This window comes from Streptomyces sp. NPDC002537 (assembly GCF_053594975.1).
On sequence record NZ_JBSFWT010000079.1, the window covers coordinates 14,467 to 34,235 of the forward strand.

The 19,769-nt window shown below is 72.0% G+C and carries 12 protein-coding genes and 3 pseudogenes; 8 read left to right on the top strand and 7 right to left on the bottom strand.

Annotated elements, in window-relative coordinates; all coding sequences use genetic code 11:
* The first annotated feature begins 70 nt into the window (after positions 1–70).
* Entirely contained in the window at positions 71–469 is a 399-nt protein-coding gene (locus ACWD4A_RS28015; RefSeq protein ID WP_451198154.1) for a transposase domain-containing protein, read from the top strand.
* Positions 470–803: 334 nt separating this feature from the next.
* On the opposite strand, the gene ACWD4A_RS28020 is transcribed toward ACWD4A_RS28015, so the two are convergent.
* From ACWD4A_RS28020 to ACWD4A_RS28040, 5 genes are all read right to left on the bottom strand, one after another.
* Positions 804–1,829, bottom strand: a complete 1,026-nt coding sequence (locus ACWD4A_RS28020; RefSeq protein ID WP_451198156.1) for a hypothetical protein — start codon at positions 1,827–1,829, stop codon at positions 804–806.
* 123 nt (positions 1,830–1,952) lie between these two features.
* On the bottom strand, positions 1,953–2,444 hold the full coding sequence (locus tag ACWD4A_RS28025; RefSeq protein ID WP_451198157.1) for an NUDIX hydrolase: 492 nt from the start codon (positions 2,442–2,444) through the stop codon (positions 1,953–1,955).
* 117 nt (positions 2,445–2,561) lie between these two features.
* On the bottom strand, positions 2,562–2,729 hold the full coding sequence (locus ACWD4A_RS28030; RefSeq protein WP_451198159.1) for a hypothetical protein: 168 nt from the start codon (positions 2,727–2,729) through the stop codon (positions 2,562–2,564).
* A gap of 14 nt (positions 2,730–2,743) precedes the next feature.
* Positions 2,744–2,905 (bottom strand): hypothetical protein, encoded by a 162-nt coding sequence (locus ACWD4A_RS28035; protein ID WP_451198160.1) that lies wholly within the window; start codon positions 2,903–2,905, stop codon positions 2,744–2,746.
* 499 nt (positions 2,906–3,404) lie between these two features.
* Positions 3,405–4,556 (bottom strand): transposase, encoded by a 1,152-nt coding sequence (locus tag ACWD4A_RS28040; RefSeq protein ID WP_451198162.1) that lies wholly within the window; start codon positions 4,554–4,556, stop codon positions 3,405–3,407.
* Between the two features lie 77 nt (positions 4,557–4,633).
* On the opposite strand from ACWD4A_RS28040, the pseudogene ACWD4A_RS28045 reads away from it, so the two are divergent.
* The 3 genes and pseudogenes from ACWD4A_RS28045 to ACWD4A_RS28055 all read left to right on the top strand — a co-directional run.
* Positions 4,634–4,798: pseudogene (locus tag ACWD4A_RS28045) on the top strand (NF041680 family putative transposase); the annotation flags it as partial.
* A 687-nt stretch (positions 4,799–5,485) separates the two neighbouring features.
* Positions 5,486–6,175, top strand: a complete 690-nt coding sequence (locus ACWD4A_RS28050) for an RICIN domain-containing protein (protein WP_451198163.1) — start codon at positions 5,486–5,488, stop codon at positions 6,173–6,175.
* A 97-nt stretch (positions 6,176–6,272) separates the two neighbouring features.
* On the top strand, positions 6,273–6,998 hold the full coding sequence (locus ACWD4A_RS28055; RefSeq protein WP_451198164.1) for a trypsin-like serine protease: 726 nt from the start codon (positions 6,273–6,275) through the stop codon (positions 6,996–6,998).
* Between the two features lie 219 nt (positions 6,999–7,217).
* Here ACWD4A_RS28055 and ACWD4A_RS28060 read toward each other — a convergent pair.
* Positions 7,218–7,442: pseudogene (locus tag ACWD4A_RS28060) on the bottom strand (helix-turn-helix domain-containing protein); the annotation flags it as partial.
* Positions 7,443–7,466: 24 nt separating this feature from the next.
* Positions 7,467–7,700 (bottom strand): hypothetical protein, encoded by a 234-nt coding sequence (locus ACWD4A_RS28065; protein WP_451198166.1) that lies wholly within the window; start codon positions 7,698–7,700, stop codon positions 7,467–7,469.
* 274 nt (positions 7,701–7,974) lie between these two features.
* Between ACWD4A_RS28065 and ACWD4A_RS28070 the strand changes: the two are divergent.
* The 4 genes and pseudogenes from ACWD4A_RS28070 to ACWD4A_RS28085 all read left to right on the top strand — a co-directional run.
* Positions 7,975–8,739: pseudogene (locus ACWD4A_RS28070) on the top strand (SDR family oxidoreductase); the annotation flags it as partial.
* A gap of 432 nt (positions 8,740–9,171) precedes the next feature.
* Positions 9,172–10,707 carry a PfaD family polyunsaturated fatty acid/polyketide biosynthesis protein gene (locus ACWD4A_RS28075; protein ID WP_451198173.1) on the top strand — a complete coding sequence of 512 codons (1,536 nt, stop codon included), beginning with the start codon at positions 9,172–9,174 and terminating at the stop codon, positions 10,705–10,707.
* Positions 10,708–10,742: 35 nt separating this feature from the next.
* Positions 10,743–16,820, top strand: coding sequence for an SDR family oxidoreductase (locus tag ACWD4A_RS28080; RefSeq protein ID WP_451198168.1), 6,078 nt, complete (start codon positions 10,743–10,745; stop codon positions 16,818–16,820).
* 132 nt (positions 16,821–16,952) lie between these two features.
* Positions 16,953–19,769, top strand: a 2,817-nt coding sequence (locus tag ACWD4A_RS28085) for a beta-ketoacyl synthase N-terminal-like domain-containing protein (RefSeq protein ID WP_451198170.1), incomplete at its 3' end; no start/stop codon positions are given.

The following is a 19,769-nucleotide window of genomic DNA, read 5'->3' on the forward strand; positions in this document are numbered from 1 at the left end:
AGATCGCCGAGGTGACCCATTGCCCGTACGTCACTGTGCCGCGCTGCCCGGTCTGACGATGCTTTCCCGCGTGTTCGCTGTGGCTGCGGACTCCTTCGCGCCCGGCCATCTGGGCGAGCTGACGGAGGTCGTGCCGTTCGAGCTTGTCGACGCGGTCCTGGAGGAGGCCGGCTGTGTGCAGCACCGGCTGCGTGACCTGCCCTCGCGGGTCGGGGTCTATTTTCTGCTGGCGATGTGCCTGTTCCCGGAAGTTGGCTACCGGCTGGTCTGGAACAAGCTCACCGCGGCGCTGGCAGGTGTCGGCCTGAAGGCCGCTCGTCGCCCAGGCCACCACGGCCACCACCCGGCCCAAGCCCGGCATGTCGGTCCGTACCGTCCTGGCGTACGAGGTCCGCTCCGCCACCGACTGGGGAATCAGCACGCCGTTCCGGCCGTCCTGGTTCCAGGAGCTGAATCCCGCCGCGATTGAGCAGAAGCTGTCCACGTTCACCAGTATCTACGGTTCCGAGATGCAGCCGTGGCCTCGCACCCGATCAGAGCCCGCGATCCACGCGTTGTTCACCCACCGCGGTGCGCAGCGGTGCGCAGGCCACCGAGGCGTTCGAGGTCCTGCGTCACATGCCCTGACCGCTCGCTGCCGGCTCCCGGGCGTATCACATCCAACAGCCCTGGAGTTGTTTTGAGGGCGTTCAGACTCTACTGCGCAATCCCGTAGGCCATGTGCTGATCACATCGCGAGGTTGTGTCCCCCTGGGAGCGCTCGGTCACTCACACGCATCTAAGTTGCCGCACTCGTGCACGTGTCATGCCGGGGGCTTCTGCAGCCAGTCCGCTTCGGTGGTCCAGAACATGTGGCGCGCGCCGAGGTAGTCGTGGGCGAAGTCCGTGAACCGTTCGCGGGTGTACGGCTTGCCGGTCTTGGGGTCCTTGGCGTTGATGTCGGGTTCCTGGACGGCCATCGCGACGAGGGGAAGGGCATCCTTGTATTCGTGGAGGAACTTGTAGGAGTTCTCCATCTGGTACTTCCGGTCCGGCAGGGTGTCTGGTCCTCCGATGCCGATTTTCTTGTCCCGGGCGAGGTCGAACATCTCCTTCATGCGCTTGTGGTCGTCGTCGTCCGGCAGGAAGTTGATGTACTGGATGAACTGTGTCTTGGTGAAGACCTTTTTGCCGTAGCGCATGTTGTCGATCTCGGCATCGATGTAGGACTTCGAGGTGTACTTGGTCTGGTCCGTCTTGGTGTCCACCTCGACCGCGGTCTCCGGAAGGTTCACCCCGGCGAGCTTTCCGTCGAACTTCCCCGCCATCGCCTTCAGCATGGCCTGGAAGTCCGCCCGCACATCCTTGTTCCACTGCGCGACCATGGCCCCATGGGTGGTGGGATTGTCAGGGTTCTCATCGACCGTCGGCGCGACCCCGCCCTCGTCCTTCACATACTGGGGAACGTTGGCGTCCTTCATGGCTACATCGAAAAACCGGTCCTGAACCTGGACGAACAGCTTCTTGTGACGTTCCTGGAGATACTTCAGGGCATTGTCCAGCCGCGACCACTTGTACTCCCCCTTCTTCCCCTCAAGGGCCTTCCAGGGCACCACCACCTGCACGCCGCCGATGTCCGAACGGTCAATCATGGCCTTGACCTTCGGGTTCTCGCCGGACGTGGCATCCTCGAAATCACCGAGCGACATGTACAGATCGTCCGTCACCTTGCCGTGGGGCACGGCGGCGGCCTTGGCTGGGGCGGGAGCCGCGGCGGCCACCCCGGTGGTAGCCGTCAAAGCCACGGCCGTGAGGACAACAGATCCGACTACACCACGCTGCATCATCATGAACGAGACGCTAGGGGAACATTCTCAACGAAAGATAAGAGCGTCCGTCGTCGCTACCGATGCCAGCACTCACCGCCACCGTATCTGACAGAGCCCGTCACAAAGTGGCGGTTTCCCCGTGTATCACCTCCGACTCTCTTCGGCGTCGGCAGGCGGCCGGAACCACGCCTCGGGGCCGCCGCTGAGGGCGTGGCGCAGTTTGGTCTGGCACGACGGACTGAGCTCCGGCAGCTCCGATGGCGCGAACCAGCGGATCTCGATCGACTCGTCGTCGTTCACCCAGGCTTCACCGGCCACAGGGGTGCACAGGAAGGTGTGCTCGAGGAACTGGACGCGGTCCCCGTTGCCGAGGGTGCGCTGCTCCGTCACCGTCAGGGCGGCAAGGCGGTCCACCTTGACCTGCACGCCCGTCTCTTCCGCTACCTCGCGCACGGCTGCGTCGGCCGGCTGCTCGCCGATTTCCAGGATGCCGCTCAGCAGCCGCCAGGCACCGGTATCGGCACACCGCTGCGGCAGGACGTGTTCCTGCTCGTCCACCACGGCGGTGACCCCGGACAGCCACAGAAGATGGTCGCTGCCGAGCACGGCACGCAGACGCTGGATGAACTCTGGCACCCCATGGCTTCACGGCAGAAGCCATGGGGTGCGCGCGGGGTGGTCTTCCGGGGATCCGGTCCGAGAATCCTGGCGGGCGACCGGTGTCAGTCCGGCTTGGCGGTCTCCGATGCGGGGTCAGGTGTATCCGGCCTCGACCGGCTGCGGCGGCGTCGCGTGCTGGTTGTGAGCGACCTGGGCCTGCGCGAGGTGGCCGAGGATGCCCAGCACGGCGACCGAGCCGAAACCGATGAACCATCCGCATGCCGCCCCGATCGGGTCGTCAATGCCGAGGTTCCGTGGCACTCGGATGTGTGTGATCACTGGCGTACCGCCGGGTGCTGGAGTTCACGGCCGTCGGCGACGGCCAGGCCGAGGAGCATCCGGCACCAGCGGGCCCGTTGCGGGATCCAGGCGTGCGCGGCGTCAGTGTCAGCCTGCGGGTCGGGGCACGGCTCGTGGTCGAGCTGGTGACGGATCATCTGCAGGCCATAGCTGGTGAGGCCCGGGCTTCTCGGGCCCGGGCGGCGCCAAGAGTTCGGCGCAGGTCTCTCGGTGCGGGAAGGAAGGGCCCCCGGTTGTGCGGGGCCGATGACGTTGTCGTCACTGGCGTCGTGAGCCGTGAGCCGATTCGACGAACTGGGGAAGGCCGTTGACAGTGACGGCCAGGCAGGCCACTCGGCAGAGCTGCGTCGGTAGGACCGCGTACTTTTCCCCCGCGATCCGTTTCCGGGACGAGTCAAACCATGCCTGGGTTTCTTGACAGGCACCATGGGCCAGGTGTGTCCATTTCAAGACAAGACTGTCACGTAGTGACGGCGCAGCGAGCCCTCTCTCCAAGGATGAGCTGGGAAGGGCTGCTTCTTGTGCGTTGCGGAGCAACGCGTCAGCGAACCGTCACGTAGTGACGGCGCGGCGACTCTCCGGAGGCGAGCGCGCGCATGGGGCCTGTTATTAGAAATGACGGCGCGGCAATCCCCTTCAACGCATCATGCGCATGGGGCCATGTGATCCCGGTGCCGTTCCGGGCCATATTGCGGAGCCGTCATTACAGCCGGCACTCCTCGACGACGAGCCCGTAACGTCAGGGCTGTTGCAAAGTCCGGCTGGTGGCGAGAAGTTGCAGGTCACGGTGGTGTGACGACTGCCGATGGCCGTGTCTCGTCCGGTTGGAGCAGGTGACCGATCAAGTCGCCCTGCCATACCGGAACTTCGATGTGTCGTCAGTCTGCCAGTGTCTGCCTGGCGAAGTCGCCCCCGTCGGCACCGTGCGGTCGGTGATCTGCCGTCCCGGCTGGTCACGCTTCCCGACCCGCGGCACCGGCCGGGAAAGCGCCACCCGTTCGTGAGCGTGCTGCTGGTCGCCTGCTCGGCCGTACTCGCCGGGCACGCTCGTTCGCGGCAATCGGGCAGTGGGCGAAGGCGGCCCCGCAGGACGCCCTGGCCCGGCTCGGAGCCCGCACCGCCGGCGTGTTCGGTATCCGTGTCGCGCCGAGCGCGGCGACGATCCGCCGGCTGCTGAACGCCGCCTGCCCTGGCGGACTCGCGGACCCGCTCGGCACTGACCCCGCCGGAACCGCCGCTGTGACCGTCGACGCGCTGCACACCCGGCGCGGCCATGTCCGCTTCCTGGTGGGACATGCCCCTCTCCGGTGTCCTCAGCGAGTGGTTGGAGAAGCGGGACGCGTTCGCTTTCATCGGGGAGCCGTCCACCGACACCGCCGTGAGGTCCGCCAGGCCCCGCCGATCGCACAGCGCAAGGATCTGGACGAACAGGTCCCTCAGCGACAGATGATGGCGGCGGATGAAACACGCGACCGTGGAGTGGTCGACGCGGTGATTCGCCATGATGATCCGGCATCCGATGCCATCGAGGCAGGCAGCCTCGATCCCGCGCGAGGAGCGGAGCCCCTTGCTGTAGCAGTAGAGGACCAGGGCCAGCAGCATCGCGGGCGGGTAGGCCGCATGACCCTGGCCGTCCCTGCGGTACCCGGACACGAACGCCGACAGGTCCATCTCACCGACCACCTCCAGCACCTTCCAGCACAGATGCTCCGGCGGCAGCCACTCCCGGATGTCCTGCGGAAGTACGAACGCGCGATCACGGTCACTCACAACGAAGTTGACCCCCATACCCCGAGGTTCCACCGACTCACCGGGCATGAGAATCGAACGCCGGCACCCTGTTGACAGCCCCGAGGTGGGGAGTTGTGCGACAGGCTCTGCACTGTCCGGCCCGTGCACCCAAACCCTCAGCTCCTGTCCCTGGAAGGCCGCTAGGCTCGAAGAACCGGCGACCCGCCACCCACTACGGCGTGGACAAGACCGCGAAACGACCAGAAAGCATCACCGAACGAAATCGACTCGGACCATAAAGAACAAGATGAGCGCCTGTTCCTCAACCCGGAGCATCGGATTTGAGGATGCCTTGGTTTGTTGAAAAGGTCCTGCTCGGCATCGAGGAACGAATCATTCCGTTCGCGTGATCCGCACCGAGGCACCGGAACGCCAGGCGCGCTGCGAAGAAAGGCGGGATCGACACCCAGCGCTTCGAGTCGGTGAACCTCTCAACTGGGCTGGAATCACAGCTCATATGAGGTTACCTCCGCTCATTGGATTCCCGGCAGCCAACTCCGATGGCGGCACATGGATGGGTTTGATAGCACCCCGCATTCATCACATTTAACCTCCATGCGAGTGAACTGCGTGTGGGCTCTCTATCCGAGATTCAACGAGCCATGCTGTCCTGGCTCCACTCCCCCGAACAGGGGTGCTGCTCGACGGAAGGGGCCCAGTCATGCGCCTCATGATGAGCACGAGCAGAGCCTAGGCTCGTCACAGTGGCCATTCCGGGGCCCCGCTGCGCTGACGCTTTCCCAAGGTTCGGCAGCCCATCCCCGCCGCCACAAGGAAAACGCTCTACGGAAGCCAACATGCCCTGGCAGGCAGGGATTTCTCACGGCACCGTGACATTCGGTTGCCACTTGCCGGACAGGCAACAGGGAGCCTCACCTCCTGTCGCGCACCGCCGTTTTTGCCTCTCCCCCGCAGAAAGGCACATCATGTTCAGCTATGTCGCCGGTCAAGGACTTCGAGCCTTTCCGGCGGTGTTCACCGTCGGTTTGCTGGTCGCCGCTCAAGGCGCCCAGGCCGCTGAACTGCGGCCCACCGCAGCCTCATCCATCCCGGCTGCAACCGCGATTCAACGGTCGAAAACTGTCGGCGGTTCACCGTCCCAGACCGGTGCCCGCCGCTCCGCGGCTTCTCCGACGTCCATCGTCGGCGACGGCCAATACCACAGCATCACCAACGGTGGCACCACAAGCAATGGCAACCGCCTGGCACTTGAGGTGGAAGGCCAGTGCTCCAGCCAGACCGGCTATGCCGACATCAACATCTACGATGCGAGCCACGCTTCAGAGCAGTGGAAGTTCTTCCTGGACCCGGACGGCACCGCGAACATCCAGGACAGCTGCGACCCGTCCCTCGCGCTGACCGCCCCCACCTACACCGGGGGTCCGGCCACTCTGACCCACAGGGACACGAGCAACATCACCCCCCAGCAGGAGTGGCAGGTCACCCAGGACTCGAACGGCGCGATGACCATCACCAGCGCGGTCACGGTCACCGACATGCACGGCGTTCAGAGCCACAGCGTGCTGGACACCTGCGGCACTTGGGCAGCCGGATCAACAGTGGTGGTCGTCCCGAGCACCCAGTCCACCACCCAGAAGTGGACTGTGCTCCCGTAAGCCTGCCGTAGCCCCGGCCACGCTCATCGCCTCTGTGGAAGTGCCCACGCACAAGGCTGGTCTCATCGGTGAGTTCCCAGAACCAGGAGCAAACACCATGTCCAAGATCCTGACCGCCACCGCAGCGGTGGGCGCCGCCGTCGCGCTGTGCGCCGTGAACAATGCCGACGCCTTCGCGATCAGCGGTGGCACCCCCGCCCAGACGCCCTCCTCCGCGGTCCACCTCCATGTCAGTGATCCACCCGACAACTTCGACTGCACCGGCGCGCTCATCGGCCCGCACTGGGTGTTGAGCGCATCGGGGTGCAATTTCGCCGATCTGTCGAAGTACCCCATCACGATCGATCGCGGGGACGGTACGACCTACAGCGTCGACGCCGCGTACAACGACGGCAACTCCGACTTCGCGGCGTTTCACATCGCCCAGTCGATCCCGGCTCCTACGGGGCCGCAATCCGACCCGGCGGCGAACGGGTACATCGTGCTCCCCGACAAGTCCGACACACCTCCGGCTGTCGGGGACACGGACACCGTCTACGGCTGGGACCGGTCGTCCCTGAACAAGATCGACATGAAAATCACGGGATTCCAAACGGACCCGGAGGGCACCTACCCCGTGTTTACGGCGGCCGGCTGCAAATCCGGAGGGTGCCTGGGTGCCGGCGACTACGGCGCCCCGTTCCTCCACAACTACAACGGCACGTGGAAGCTGATCGGGACGGACTGGGATTTCCCGGTCAACGACGACCGGGTCCACTGCACCGCGATGCCCGACGACGTCATCAGCAAGCGCGACTGGATCAAGTCGACAACCGGGATCTGATCCCCGATCGCGGAATTCCCGCCGCCGGGAACACCGCACGCATCGCTTCACCGCTCCGGGCCCGGCCAGAGCCGGGCCCGGAGTCGCGACCGCGGTCTCTCATCCAGCCGCCGCAACACTTTCTTGTCGAACTTGCCCACGGACGTCTTCGGCACGGAAGCCATCCGCGTCCACCGCTCCAACAACCGCCAGCGCGCGACACGCTCGCCCAGGAGCGCGCGCAGCACGCCCGGGCTCTTTTACCTCGGCCCAGGTCGCCTCCTTCCACACGGTGACGGCCTGCTCGTCGCGCTCGGCCACCCTGCGTGCGGGAACCTGCGGGCTGAAGCCGAGGCGGCGCATCAGCCTTGTGGCCCCGGAGATGCTGTAGGAGACGTGGAATTTCCTGCCGGTCAGCGTGGCCACCCTCGCGGCGGTCCACACCTGGTCCTCCACCCAGCCGTGCACGGGCCACGCCGCACGAGGTCGTCAGACGTGGTCGACGAGTCCCTTGGCGCCTTCCTTGCCGGCGCAGTGCGCCCCGCAGAAAAAACGCCCGTCGGCCTCCACGCCGTGCCCGATGACCCGGCACCCGCAGTGCTCGCAGATGGGGGCCATGCGGTGGATGGCGCATTCGAAGGAATCGAAGACGTGCCGTGCGCCTTGCGCCTCCACGACGAACGCCATGGCGTATTCGTTGCCGCACACCTCACACTCGTTCATGCCCGCATGGTCGAGCGCGGCCCCGGGCACGGCAACGTTGTGGCGGGTGAGTCGGCGGCGGCCACTCGTCCGGCCCACAGGCTCCGCCTGGCCGCTCGGCCGCCCGAACGCTGGCCGGCCCCGTCCCGTAAGCGTCACCACGCCGCATCACGGACCTGAAAATCTTGGAGATCTGCCGTATATGTTCATGTGTGTGGCGTGAGCGGGAGCTGCTGCGAGCGAGGGCCGGAACACTTCCCGCCGCGAATTCCTCCTCCCTCTGGAGCGCTGGGCCATGCATATCGCACTGACGGGTGCCACCGGATTCCTCGGCAGCCGGCTGCTGGTGCAGTTCCTGCGCCGCGGCGCGGAGGTCACCGTGCTGGCCCGCTCCCGGCCCCGCGGTGTCGAGGACCACCTCGCCACTGTCCTGGCCTCGCTGCGGACCCCCGACGCCCTGCTCCACCGCCTCCGCGGGCGTGTCCGGGTCGTGGAGACCGATGTCTCCCTGCCTCGCCTGGGGCTCTCGTCCGCCCGCTTCCGGGACCTGGCCGACCGGGTGGACGCCGTCTGGCACTGTGCCGGTGACATCCGGCTCAACGCCGACCTCGCGAGCCTGCGCAACGTCAATGTGCAGGGCATCCGGCACATCCTGGAACTCGTCGGCGCCGGCCGGCGCTCCCCGCGCCTGTACCACGTCAGTACCGCCTTCGTCGCCGGATCCCGCCGCGACGGCGTCGCCTACGAGCGCGACCTCACCGACGAGCACGGCTTCGAGAACGCCTACGAACAGTCCAAGTACGAGGCCGAACTGCTCGTCCACGCCTGGGCCCGGCGCCACCACCGGCCCGCCGTCATCCTCCGCCCCAGCATCCTGGTCAGCGACCGGCCGCCGCGCGAGGACCTGCCCAGCCACACGCTGCAGACCCTCGGCGACGTCGCCCGGTCCGGCGAGGAGGCGGCCGCCACGACCGGCCTCGGCCCGCCGCCCGGGGAACGCCCGCTCGTCCGCCTGGCCGGCCGCGGTGACGGGCACCTCAACCTCCTGCCGGTGGACTGGGCCGCCGAGGCGATGGCGCTGCTCGCCGAGCGCTGCCACGGCCCGGGGGTGTCGACCTTCCACGTCGTCCACCCCCGGGACACCCCCATGGCCGTACTGGTCCACCTCCTCGAACGCTTCTTCCCGGTGCGCCTGGAGCTCCAGGAAGGCACGGTCCACGACGCCACGGAGCTGGAGCGGGCGACCGACTTCTACCCGGGCTTCACCCCCTATCTGCACCACCGGCGGCGCTTCGACGACACCGCGGCCCGTCGGCTGCTCGGCCCCCTGCCCCCGCCTCCCGACATCGACCTCCCCTACCTCCTCGCCGGAACCGACCCCGCACCCCGCCGCCCGCGCCAGGAGCCCACGCTCTCCCGCCCGGACCACCCCGGACCGGGCGCCCTCTGGTACCCGGGCGACCGGCCCCCCGCCTATGCCGCCGCCGACGTCCTGCCGTTCGTCGCCCGCGTCGGGGAGCCCGCCCACCTGGTCGCCGCCCCGGACGGGCGTGTCGGCCTCGCCCTCGGCGGCTCCGCCGCCCCCGCCGCCGGACGGACCGGCGTCCCTCTCCTGGGCACCCTGCCCCCGCTCCGCCCCGAGTGGCTCGGCGACCGCTCCTTCGCCGAGACCCACGGCACCGAGTTCCCCTACATCGCCGGGGAGATGGCCAACGGCATCGCCACCACCGGCATGGTGACCGCCCTCGCCGAAGCCGGACTCCTCGGCTTCTTCGGCGCCGCCGGACTGGACACCGACCGCGTCGAACGCGCCGTCCACGAGCTCACCACCCGGCTCGGCGACCGCCCCAACTGGGGTGTCAACCTCATCCACTCCCCGGCCGAGCCCGGCCTGGAGGACCGTGTCGCCGACCTCCTGCTCCGGCACCGGGTGCCCGCCGTCTCCGCCTCGGCGTTCAGGGAGCTCACCCCCGCCGTCGTACGCCTCTCCGCCACCGGGCTGGGGCTCGACGCCCACGGCCGCGTCCAGCGCCGCACCCGTGTCTTCGCCAAGGTCTCCCGCCCCGAGGTCGCGAGCGCCTTCCTGTCCCCGGCCCCCGACACCCTGCTCCGCGGGCTCGTCACCGACGGCCGCCTCACCGAGGCCGAGGCCCGGCTGGCCGCGCGCGTACCCGTCGCCGAGGACATCACCGTCGAGGCCGACAGCGGCGGCCACACCGACAACCGCCCCCTCACCGTCCTGCTCCCCGCGGTCCTCGCCCTGCGCGACTCCCTCGCCCGCGCCCACGGCTACGAACGCCCCGTCCGGATCGGCGCGGCGGGTGGCCTCGGCACCCCCGCCGCCGTGGCCGCCGCCTTCGCCCTCGGCGCCGCCTACGTCCTGACCGGCTCCGTCAACCAGGCCGCCGTCGAATCCGGACTCTCCGACGACGCGCGGGCGCTGCTCGCCGCGGCCGACGTCGCCGACGTCGCCATGGCCCCGGCCGCCGACATGTTCGAACTCGGCATCAGACTCCAGGTGCTGCGCCGCGGCACGCTCTTCGCCGGCCGCGCCAACCGCCTCTACGAGCTCTACCGTGACCACGCCTCCTGGGACGCCGTCCCCGAGCGGGACCGCGCCACCGTCGAACGCGACATCCTCCAGGACCCGTTCGACACCGTCTGGGCCGAGACCCGCCGCTTCTGGCAGGACCGCGACCCCGGCCAGGCGGCCCGCGCCGAGTCGGACCCCCGGCACCGCATGGCTCTCGTCTTCCGCTGGTACCTCGGCCGCTCCAGCCGCTGGGCCATCGACGGCCACACCGCACGCCGCGCCGACTACCAGATCTGGTGCGGCCCCGCGATGGGCGCCTTCAACCGCTGGACGGCGGACAGCTTCCTCGCCGACCCGGCCCGGCGCACCGTCGTCCAGATCGCCCGCAATCTCCTCGAGGGCGCCGCCGTCCTCACCCGTGCCCACCAACTGCGCGGCTACGGCGTCGCGTTGCCCCCCGCCGCCTTCGACTTCCCTCCACGCCCGCTCACCTAGGACCCTGGGCGCCGCGAACCCGTCAGGAGCCGAGCATGCCCGACATCCCACCCGCCGGCCGGGTGCCCGTCGCCGTCATCGGCCTCGGCGCCCTCCTCCCGGACGCCCGCGACGTCGAGCAGAGCTGGCGCCTGATCCTCGGCCGCCACGACGCCATGACCGGCGTCCCGCCCTCGCGCTGGCTCGTCGACGACTACTACCACCCCGTCCCCGGCACCCCCGACAAGGTCTACGTCCGGCGTGGCGCCTTCCTGCCCCAGGTCGACTTCGACCCCCTCGCCCACGGCATCCCGCCCTCCGCCATCGCCTCCACCGACACCGCGCAACTGCTCGCCCTGATGGTCGCCGACCAGGTCCTGCGGGACGCCACCGGCGGCCGCGGCGCCGAGGCCCTCGACCGCGACAAGGTCTCCGTCATCATCGGCAGCGCCGTCCTGGAGATGCTCACCCAGGCCGGCCACCGCAACCACCGGCCCCTCTGGCTGAGCGCCCTGCGCGACCACGGTCTGCCCGAACACCAGGCGCAGGAGCTCTGCGACGCCATCGCCGCCCGCTACCCCGTACCCGACGAGATGAGCTTCCCCGGCGGTCTCGGCAACGTCGTCGCCGGACGCATCGCCAACCGCTTCGACCTGCACGGCACCAACCACACCACCGACGCCGCCTGTGCCAGCTCCCTCGCCGCCCTCTCCTGCGCGCTCGACGAGCTCGCCCTGGGACGCGCGGACCTGGTGCTCACCGGAGGAGTGGACGCCTCCAACGACATCGGCACCTTCCGCTGTTTCACCACCACCCCCGCCCTGTCCCCGACCGACGACTGCCGTCCCTTCGCCGAGGACGCCGACGGCACCATGCTCGGCGAGGCCCTCGCCCTCTTCGCCCTCAAACGGCTGGCCGACGCCGAGCGCGACGGCGACCCCGTCTACGCCGTCATCCGCGGCCTCGGGACCTCCTCCGACGGGCACGGCACCGCCATTTACGCGCCCCTCGCCGAGGGCCAGGCCCGTGCTCTGCGCCGCGCCTACGCCGACGCGGGTTACGGGCCCGGCACCGTCGGGCTCGTCGAGGCGCACGGCACCGGCACCCGGGCCGGCGACCAGGCCGAGTTCACCGCCCTGCGCGAGGTCTACGAGGCCGAGGGACGCCCCGGCACCCAGTGGTGCGCCCTCGGTTCGGTCAAGTCCCAGGTCGGGCACACCAAATGCGCGGCCGGCGCCGTCGGGCTGCTCAAGGCCGTACTCGCCCTGCACCACAAGGTGCTCCCGCCCACCATCAAGGCCGACCGCCCCCACCCAGACCTGCGCGTCGAGACCAGCCCCTTCTACCTCAACACCGCGGCCCGCCCCTGGATCCGGCCCGCCGGACACCCCCGCCGGGCCGCCGTCTCCAGCTTCGGCTTCGGCGGCAGCAACTTCCACGTCACGCTGGAGGAACACACGCCGCCGCCCGGGGACCCGCACACCCCGCCGCCCCGGGTCCGTACCGCGCCCACCGAACTCGTGCTGCTCAGCGGCGCGACCGCCGAAGAGCTGGGCGAGCGTGTCGCCGCCGTCCGCGCCGCGGCGGCCGACGGCGCCGACGGCGAGTTCCGGCTGGCCGACCTGGCCCGCCGTACCCAGGAGGCGTTCCGCGCCGAGGAGCCCCTGCGTCTGGCGGTGATCGCCGCCGATGTCGGCGAGCTCGCCGAACGCCTCGACCGGGCCGCCGGGCACCTCGGCAGGTCCGGGGAAGGGAGGCGGCCGCTGACCGAACCGGGCGTGCTGCACTACGTCGCCGGGCAGTCCGAGCCCGGCGGGGTCGCGTTCCTCTTCCCCGGCCAGGGCTCCCAGTACCCGGGCATGGGCGCCGACCTCGCCGTGCACGAACCGGCCGCCCGGTCCGTCTGGGACGCGGTCGCCCAGGAGGGGACCACCGCGGACGGCGGGACCGCCCGGCCGCCCCTGCACCGTGTCGTCTTCCCCCCGCCCGCCGGTGACGACGCCGCACGCACCGCCCAGCGGGCCCTGCTCACCGAGACCCGCTGGGCCCAGCCCGCGCTCGCCGCCCACAGCCTGGCCCTGCTCGCCGTCCTGGGCGAACACGGCCTGCGGCCCGCCTGCACCGCCGGGCACAGCCTCGGCGAACTCACCGCCCTGCACGCCGCCGGCGCGTACGACGCCGGCACCCTCATGCACCTGGCCCGCCGCCGCGGCGCCCTGATGCACGACGCGGCGGCCGACGCCCCGGGCGGCATGGCCGCCGTCGCCGCCGGCCCCGAGGAGACCGCGGCGGCCGTCGCCGGGATCGACGAGATCTGGATCGCCAACCACAACGGCCCCGGGCAGACCGTCCTGTCCGGCACCGGACCGGCCCTCGCGGCCGTCACCGCACGGCTCGACGGGACCCGCGTCCCCGTCACACCGCTGCCGGCGGCCGCCGCCTTCCACAGCCCGCTCGTCGCCGGTGCCCGCGCGCCCTTCGAGGAGACCTTGCGCGCCGCGCCCGTCCGGGCACCGGCCATCGACGCCTACTCCAACACCGATGCCGCTCCCTACCCGCCCGACCCCGAAGCCGTGCGGGTGCGGCTCGCCGACCACCTCACCGCGCCCGTGCGCTTCGCGGACCAGGTCGAGGCCATGTACGCGGCCGGGGTACGGGTCTTCGCCGAAGTGGGCGCCGGCACCGTGCTCACGCGGCTGACCGGGCGGATCCTCGGCGACCGCCCGCACCTGGCCGTCTCCTTCGACCGCCGCGACGGGCACGGGGTGACGGCCCTTCAGGACGGCCTGGCCCGGCTCGCCGTCCACGGTGTCCCCCTGGACTTCGGCCCCGCCTGGCGCCACTACCGCCCGCCCGCAGACCCCGAGCAGGAGCAGCGAACCACCATGACAGTGAAGATCGACGGGGGGAACCACGGCAGGACGTACCCGCCCCAGGCCGCCGACGGCACGGGTGTGGCCTCCGATCCGGCTGTCGCACCGGCCACGGATCCCGCTCCGGCCGCCGGGCCGTCGCCGGGCGCCACGGCACAGACGGCACCCGTGCCCGCCTCCGCACCGGTCACCGCACCGGTCACCGGAGCGTCGCCGGGCGTCCCGGCGGAGGCATCACCCGTCCCCCCGGCCGCTCCGGTACTCGCGCCCGCCTCCGTGGCCGCTCCGGTCCCGGCGGGTGCGCCCGATTCCCTGGTACGGATCGTCGAGGACGCCCAGCGGCAGACGGCCGAGGCCCACGCCGCGTACCAGCGCATGATGACGGAGTCCCACCTGGCCTTCCTCAAGCTCTCCGAGGCCTCCGTCGCGGCCCTGCTCGGCACCCCCGCCGACGCCGTGCCACAGTCCTTCGGCGGGGACGTGCCCCGCGTCGCCGCGCCCCCCGTGGAGGTGACCGCGCCACCGTTCGCGGCACCCGCCCTCGAGATGCCCGCGGCACCGGCGGGCACCGCCGCCCCACCGCCGGTGCCCGCCGGGCCACAACGCCCGGAAGGCACCGTGGACATCGAGGCGGTGCTGCTCTCCGTGGTCGCCGAACGCACCGGCTACCCGGTCGAGATGCTCCGCCCCGACATGCGGCTCGAAGCCGACCTCGGCATCGACTCCATCAAGAAGGTCGAGATCCTCGCGGCACTGCGCCGGCGCCTGGGCGAACTGCCCCAGGGCGACCCGGCGGAGCTCGTCGCCCTGCAGACGCTCGGCCAGATCGCCGAGAGGATCCGCGCCCTGACGGACGGAGCCGACGCAGCACCGGCAGCCGAACCGCACCGAGCCCCCGAACCGCCTGCTCGTCCCGGGAACGCTCCCGCAGGGGCGACCGCCACGGACGAAGCGCCGCCACCGGCTGCCGACCCCGTCACACCGGTCGCGCCCGCCGTCTCCGCGGAGCGCGCGACCCGGTACGTGCCGCGCGCCGTGCCCGTCCCCGCCGCCGGTCTGGCGATGCCGGGCCTCACCGAGCAGGTGCTGACCGTCGTCGACGGCGGCTCCGGGCTCGCCAAGCTCGTCGTCGAACGGCTCACCGCCCGGGGAGCCGCCGCGGAGGCCGTCGGGAGCGCCGACTCCCTGTCCGCCGACACGCGCGGCGTGCTTCTCCTGGGCGGCCTGCGCCAGGACGCCTCCGTCGAGCAGATGCTGGAGGCCCAGCGCGCGGCCTTCCGTGCCGCGCGGCTCGTGGCGCCCCGGTTCACCGATGAGGGCGGCGTGTTCGTCACCGTCCAGGACACCGGCGGTGACTTCGGCCTGAGCGGTGCGCAGGGTGCCCGTGCCTGGTCCGGCGGGTTCGCCGCCCTGGCCCGTAGCGCGGCCCGGGAGTGGCCCGCCGCCGCGGTCAAGGCCATCGACTGCCCGCGCTCGGGCCGTGCCCCCGAGGAGGTTGCCGAGGCGATCGCCGCCGAACTCCTCACCGGTGGGCCGCTGTTGGACGTCGGTCTGCCCGCCGACGGCAGCCGTGTCACCCTGCAGTCCGTTCCCGCGCCTCTTCCCACGGAGGACGCGGGTCGCGAACCGCCGGGACCGGGGCCCGAGGACGTCATCGTGGCCACCGGCGGCGGCCGGGGCGTCACCGCGGCCGCCCTGCTCGCCCTCGCCCGCGCCCGCCGACCCCGCTTCGTGCTCCTCGGCCGCACCGAACTCGACGAGGAGCAGCCCGGACTGCCGGACACCGCCGACGAGGCCGGGCTGGTCCGCGCCCTCGCCGTCCGGGAGCCCTCGATGTCCCCGGCCGAACTCGCCGCGCGCGCCCGGCACATCCTCGCCGTCCGCGAGATCGGGACCACCGTGGCCGCCCTGGAGGACGCGGGCTCACCGGCCCGCTACTTCCCGGTCGACGTCCGCGACCCCCGTGCCCTGGCCGACGCACTGACCGCCGTGCGCGCGGACTGGGGACCCGTCACCGGCATCGTGCACGGCGCCGGTGTGCTCGCCGACCGGCTGCTCCCCGACAAGACCGACACGGACTTCGACCAGGTCTTCGGCACCAAGGTCGAAGGGCTGCGCGTCCTGCTGGAGGCCACGGCCGCCGACCCGCTCCGCAGCATCTGTCTCTTCTCCTCCATCACCGCCTGCCACGGCAACCCCGGGCAGAGCGACTACGCCATGGCCAACGAGGTCCTCGCCCAGGCCGCCTCGGCCCAGGCCGCCGAACGCCCCGGCTGCCTCGTCCGGTCCCTCGCCTGGGGGCCCTGGGCGGGCGGCATGGTCGTCCCCGCGCTCGCCGACCGCTTCGCTTCCGCCGGTGTACCGCTGCTCGGCATGGAGGCCGGTGCCGCCGCGTTCGTCCGCGAACTGACCGCCACCGGCCACGAAGCCCGCGTCGTGCTCACCGCGGCCGCGGAAGGGCCCCCCGCCGCCACCGTCCCGCAGCCCGCGCAGGTCCGCGTCGCCCGGCACACCCACCCCCACATCGCCGACCACGTCATCGACGGCACACCCGTCCTGCCCGTGGCCCAGGTTCTGGAATGGTTCACCGGAGCCGTCCGCGCCTGGGCTCCCGGTGCCGACCACCCCGTTCTGAAGGACCTCCGCGTCCTGCACCCCGCCACCCTCACCGGGTTCGAAGACGGTGGTGACGCCTTCACCCTGCACGCCGTCGCCGATCCCCATGAGCCGGGCCAGCTCACCGTCGAACTGCGCGGCGCGGGAGGCCGACTGCACTACGGCGGCAGCCTGCACCTCGCCGACTCGCCCGTGCCCGGTGACGAGCCCGCCCCCGTCCCGGCCGACCTCCCGCCCTGGGCCGACGAGATCTACGACGGCACCGTGCTCTTCCACGGTCCCCTCATGCGTTCCCTCGTCGCCGTCGACGGCCTCGGCGCGGCCGGCGCCCGCGGCACCCTGCACGGCCTCGACAACCTCGGCTGGCCCCCCGGCCGCTGGCACACCGACCCCGCCACCGTCGACGGCGCCCTCCAACTCGCCGGGCGCTGGGCCAGCACCGCCCTCGGCGGTGCCGCCCTGCCCATGGCCGTCGGCGCCTTCCGCCTCCACTGCCCCGGCCCCGCCCAAGGACCCGTCCACTGCGAGGTCCGCCCCCTGTGGGCCGAAGGCGCCCACGCCCAGTGCCATCTGCATCTGACCGGGGAGGACGGCACCCCCTTCGCCGAACTCCGCGACGTGGAACTCGTCCGGCGCCCCGACTGAGAGCTCCGCCGGCATCGCGGTCCGGTCACGCGGTTCCCCCGCACCGGATCCCGACAGGACCGCCGGGCCGAGTACGGGCCACCGATGCCAACAGCCCGCGCAACGAGGGGAACCGCAGGGAACAGGAGCCGCATGGGATTCGAACCGATCGCCATCGTCGGACGCGGCTGCGTCCTGCCCGGCGCCCTCACCCCCGACCGTTTCTGGGACGACGTCGCCGCCGGGCGCAGCGCCCTCGGCCCCGCGCCGCCCGGCCGCTGGCGGCTGCCGCCCGCCGTCGCCGTCACCGCCACCACGCCGGACGGCCACGACCACCTCCCCGGCGACACCGGCGGCTACGTCCACGGCTTCGCGGACGCCTTCGACCCCGCCGGATTCGCCCTCGACAGCGCGGACGTACTGAGCCTGGACCCGCTCGTCCAGTGGGTACTGCACGCCGGCCGACAGGCCCTGCGCGAAGCCGGTCACTCCGGGCCGGCCCCGCACCGCACGGGACTCGTGCTCGGCAACCTCTGCCACCCCTCCGACGCGGCCACGCGCCACGCCGAACACGTCTGGGCCGGCCGGCAGGAACCCACCGTCCGCGACGCCCTGCTGGCCGCCGGGCGGCCGCCCGACCCCCATGACCGGTTCTGCTCCGGCCTGCCCGCCCTGCTCGCCGCCCGCGCCCTCGGTCTCGACGCCGGCGCCTTCGCCCTCGACGCCGCCTGTGCCTCCGCCCTTTACGCCGTCAAACTCGCCTGCGACCGGCTCCACGACCGCTCGGCCGGCCTCATGCTCGCCGGCGCCGTCAACGGGGCCGACAGCCTGCTCGTCCACAGCGGCTTCGCCGCCGTGTCCGCCCTCAGCCCCACCGGGCGCAGCCGCCCCTTCCACCGCGACGCCGACGGGCTCGTCCCCGCCGAGGGCACCGCGCTCGTCGCCCTCATGCGGCTCGCCGACGCCCTGGCCCAGGACCGGCCGGTCCTCGCCGTCATCCGCGGCATCGGCCTCGGCAACGACGGCCGCGGCTCCGGCTTCCTCAGCCCCGACCCGGCCGGGCAGGAACACGCCATGCGCCTCGCCTACACCACGGCGGGCATCGCCCCCGAGACCGTCGGCCTGCTGGAATGCCACGCCACCGGCACCGCCGTCGGCGACGCCGCCGAGATCGCCTCCACCGGGCGCCTCTTCGCCGCTCATCGCGGGCTGCCCATCGGATCGGTCAAGTCCAACGTGGGCCACCTCCTCGCCCCCGCCGGAGCCGCCGGTCTGCTGAAGGCCGTCGGTGCCCTCACGTCGGGCCTGCGCCCCGCGACCCTCGGTGCCGACATCCCCTCACCCGCGCTCCGCGGGCACCCCCTCCGGCTCCTCACGCAGCCGGAAGACTGGTCCGGGCCACGCCGTGCCGCGGTCAGCGCCTTCGGTTTCGGCGGCACCAACGCCCATGTGGTCCTCGACGCCTGGGACGAGAGGACGGCTCCCGCCCCGCCGCCCGCCACCTGCCGCCCTGTGGAGCAGCCGGCCGACGAGGAACGTCCGGACGAGCCCGTCGCCGTCGTCGCGCTCGCCGTCCGCACCGGTGACGACGGCGACACCACCGCCGGGTTCGTCCACGCCGTCCTCAACGGCCGGCCGGCCCGCGCACCGCGGACGACCGTCTCCGTCGCCCTCGACGGACTGTGCTTCCCGCCCGCGGACCTGGAGGAGACCCTCCCGCAGCAGATCCTCGCCCTCGACGCCGCACGCGAGGCCGCCGCGGGCCTGGTCCTCCCGCGCGAGCGCACCGCCGTCCTCGTCGGGATGGGCAACGACCCCCGCGCCGCTCGTTTCCCGCAGCGTCGCCGCATCGCCCACCTGTGGGAACGTGCCGGACTCCCCGCCCCGCCCGGCACCGTCGACCGGCTCCGGGATGCCTGCCACGCCCTCGTCGGCGCCGCCTCGGCCGTCGGCAGCCTGCCGAACATCGTGGCCAACCGCATCAACGCCCAACTCGATCTCGCGGGACCGGGCTTCACCGTCTCCTGCGAAGAGGCCTCCGGCGTCGTCGCCCTGTGGCTGGCCGCCCGGGCCCTGCGTACCCGCGAGGCCGACGCGGTGCTCGTCGGGGCCGTCGACCTGTCCCACGACGAGGTGCACACGGCGGCCCTCGACGGCCTCGGCCTGTCCCGGGCGCCCGGCGACGCCGCCGTCGTCCTCGTCCTCAAGCGCCTGGCGGACGCCGAACGCGACGGCGACCCCGTCCTCGCCCTGCTCGACGACCCGCCCGGCGCGGAGGCGGACCTGCGTATCGGCGCGAACCTCCAGGAGGAAGGCCGGTGCGACGTCACCGAGTTGTTCGGCAGCGCGCACGCCGCCTGCGGGCTGCTCGCCGTCGCCACCGCCGTCACCGCCCTCCACCACCGGGTACGGCCCCGCCCCGCCGCCCCGGCGGAACCGCTGCCCGGAGCCCGTACGGCCGAGGTCGTCGTCCCGGTGTTGGACGGCCCCGCCCATCGAGTGGGACTGCGGGCCGCGGCCGCGGCCCGCTCCGGGGAATCTCCGCGGGACAGCGGTCCGGACGGTCCGCGCGTCCGGGTGCCCGCCCACGCCCCGGACATCCGCTTCCCCCTGCCCGACCCGCCGCCCGGCGTCATGCGGGCCACCCCCGCCGTCGCGGAAACCGGCGGTCTGGAAGCCACCGTCGCGGAAGCCAGCGGCGCGGCCGCCGCGGCGGTGCTGCGCCACGGTGCCCGCGTCCGTGCCCTCCACCGAACCCACCTCGCGGCGTGCACGGACGCCCACCTCCGTTTTCTGCGCGGCAGAGGGCAGTTGGCGGCCGCTCTCGCCACCGCTCGCCCACGAACGCTCGGCCTGTCCGCCCGCCCGCGCCCCGCCCGCCCCGGCCCCGGGGGGGGGCGCGGCGGCGCCCCGGCCGGCCGTGGGCGGGCCCGCGGGCCCCGCGTGGGGGGCCCCGGAGCGGCCGGGGTG

Bases quoted from the DNA above. Each gene is read 5' to 3' on its own strand.
- ACWD4A_RS28080 (WP_451198168.1), top strand. From the start codon at position 10,743: ATGCCCGACATCCCACCCGCCGGCCGGGTGCCCGTCGCCGTCATCGGC.
- ACWD4A_RS28040 (WP_451198162.1), bottom strand. From the start codon at position 4,556: ATGGGGGTCAACTTCGTTGTGAGTGACCGTGATCGCGCGTTCGTACTT.
- ACWD4A_RS28055 (WP_451198164.1), top strand. From the start codon at position 6,273: ATGTCCAAGATCCTGACCGCCACCGCAGCGGTGGGCGCCGCCGTCGCG.
- ACWD4A_RS28065 (WP_451198166.1), bottom strand. From the start codon at position 7,700: ATGAACGAGTGTGAGGTGTGCGGCAACGAATACGCCATGGCGTTCGTC.
- ACWD4A_RS28035 (WP_451198160.1), bottom strand. From the start codon at position 2,905: ATGATCCGTCACCAGCTCGACCACGAGCCGTGCCCCGACCCGCAGGCT.
- ACWD4A_RS28020 (WP_451198156.1), bottom strand. From the start codon at position 1,829: ATGATGATGCAGCGTGGTGTAGTCGGATCTGTTGTCCTCACGGCCGTG.
- ACWD4A_RS28050 (WP_451198163.1), top strand. From the start codon at position 5,486: ATGTTCAGCTATGTCGCCGGTCAAGGACTTCGAGCCTTTCCGGCGGTG.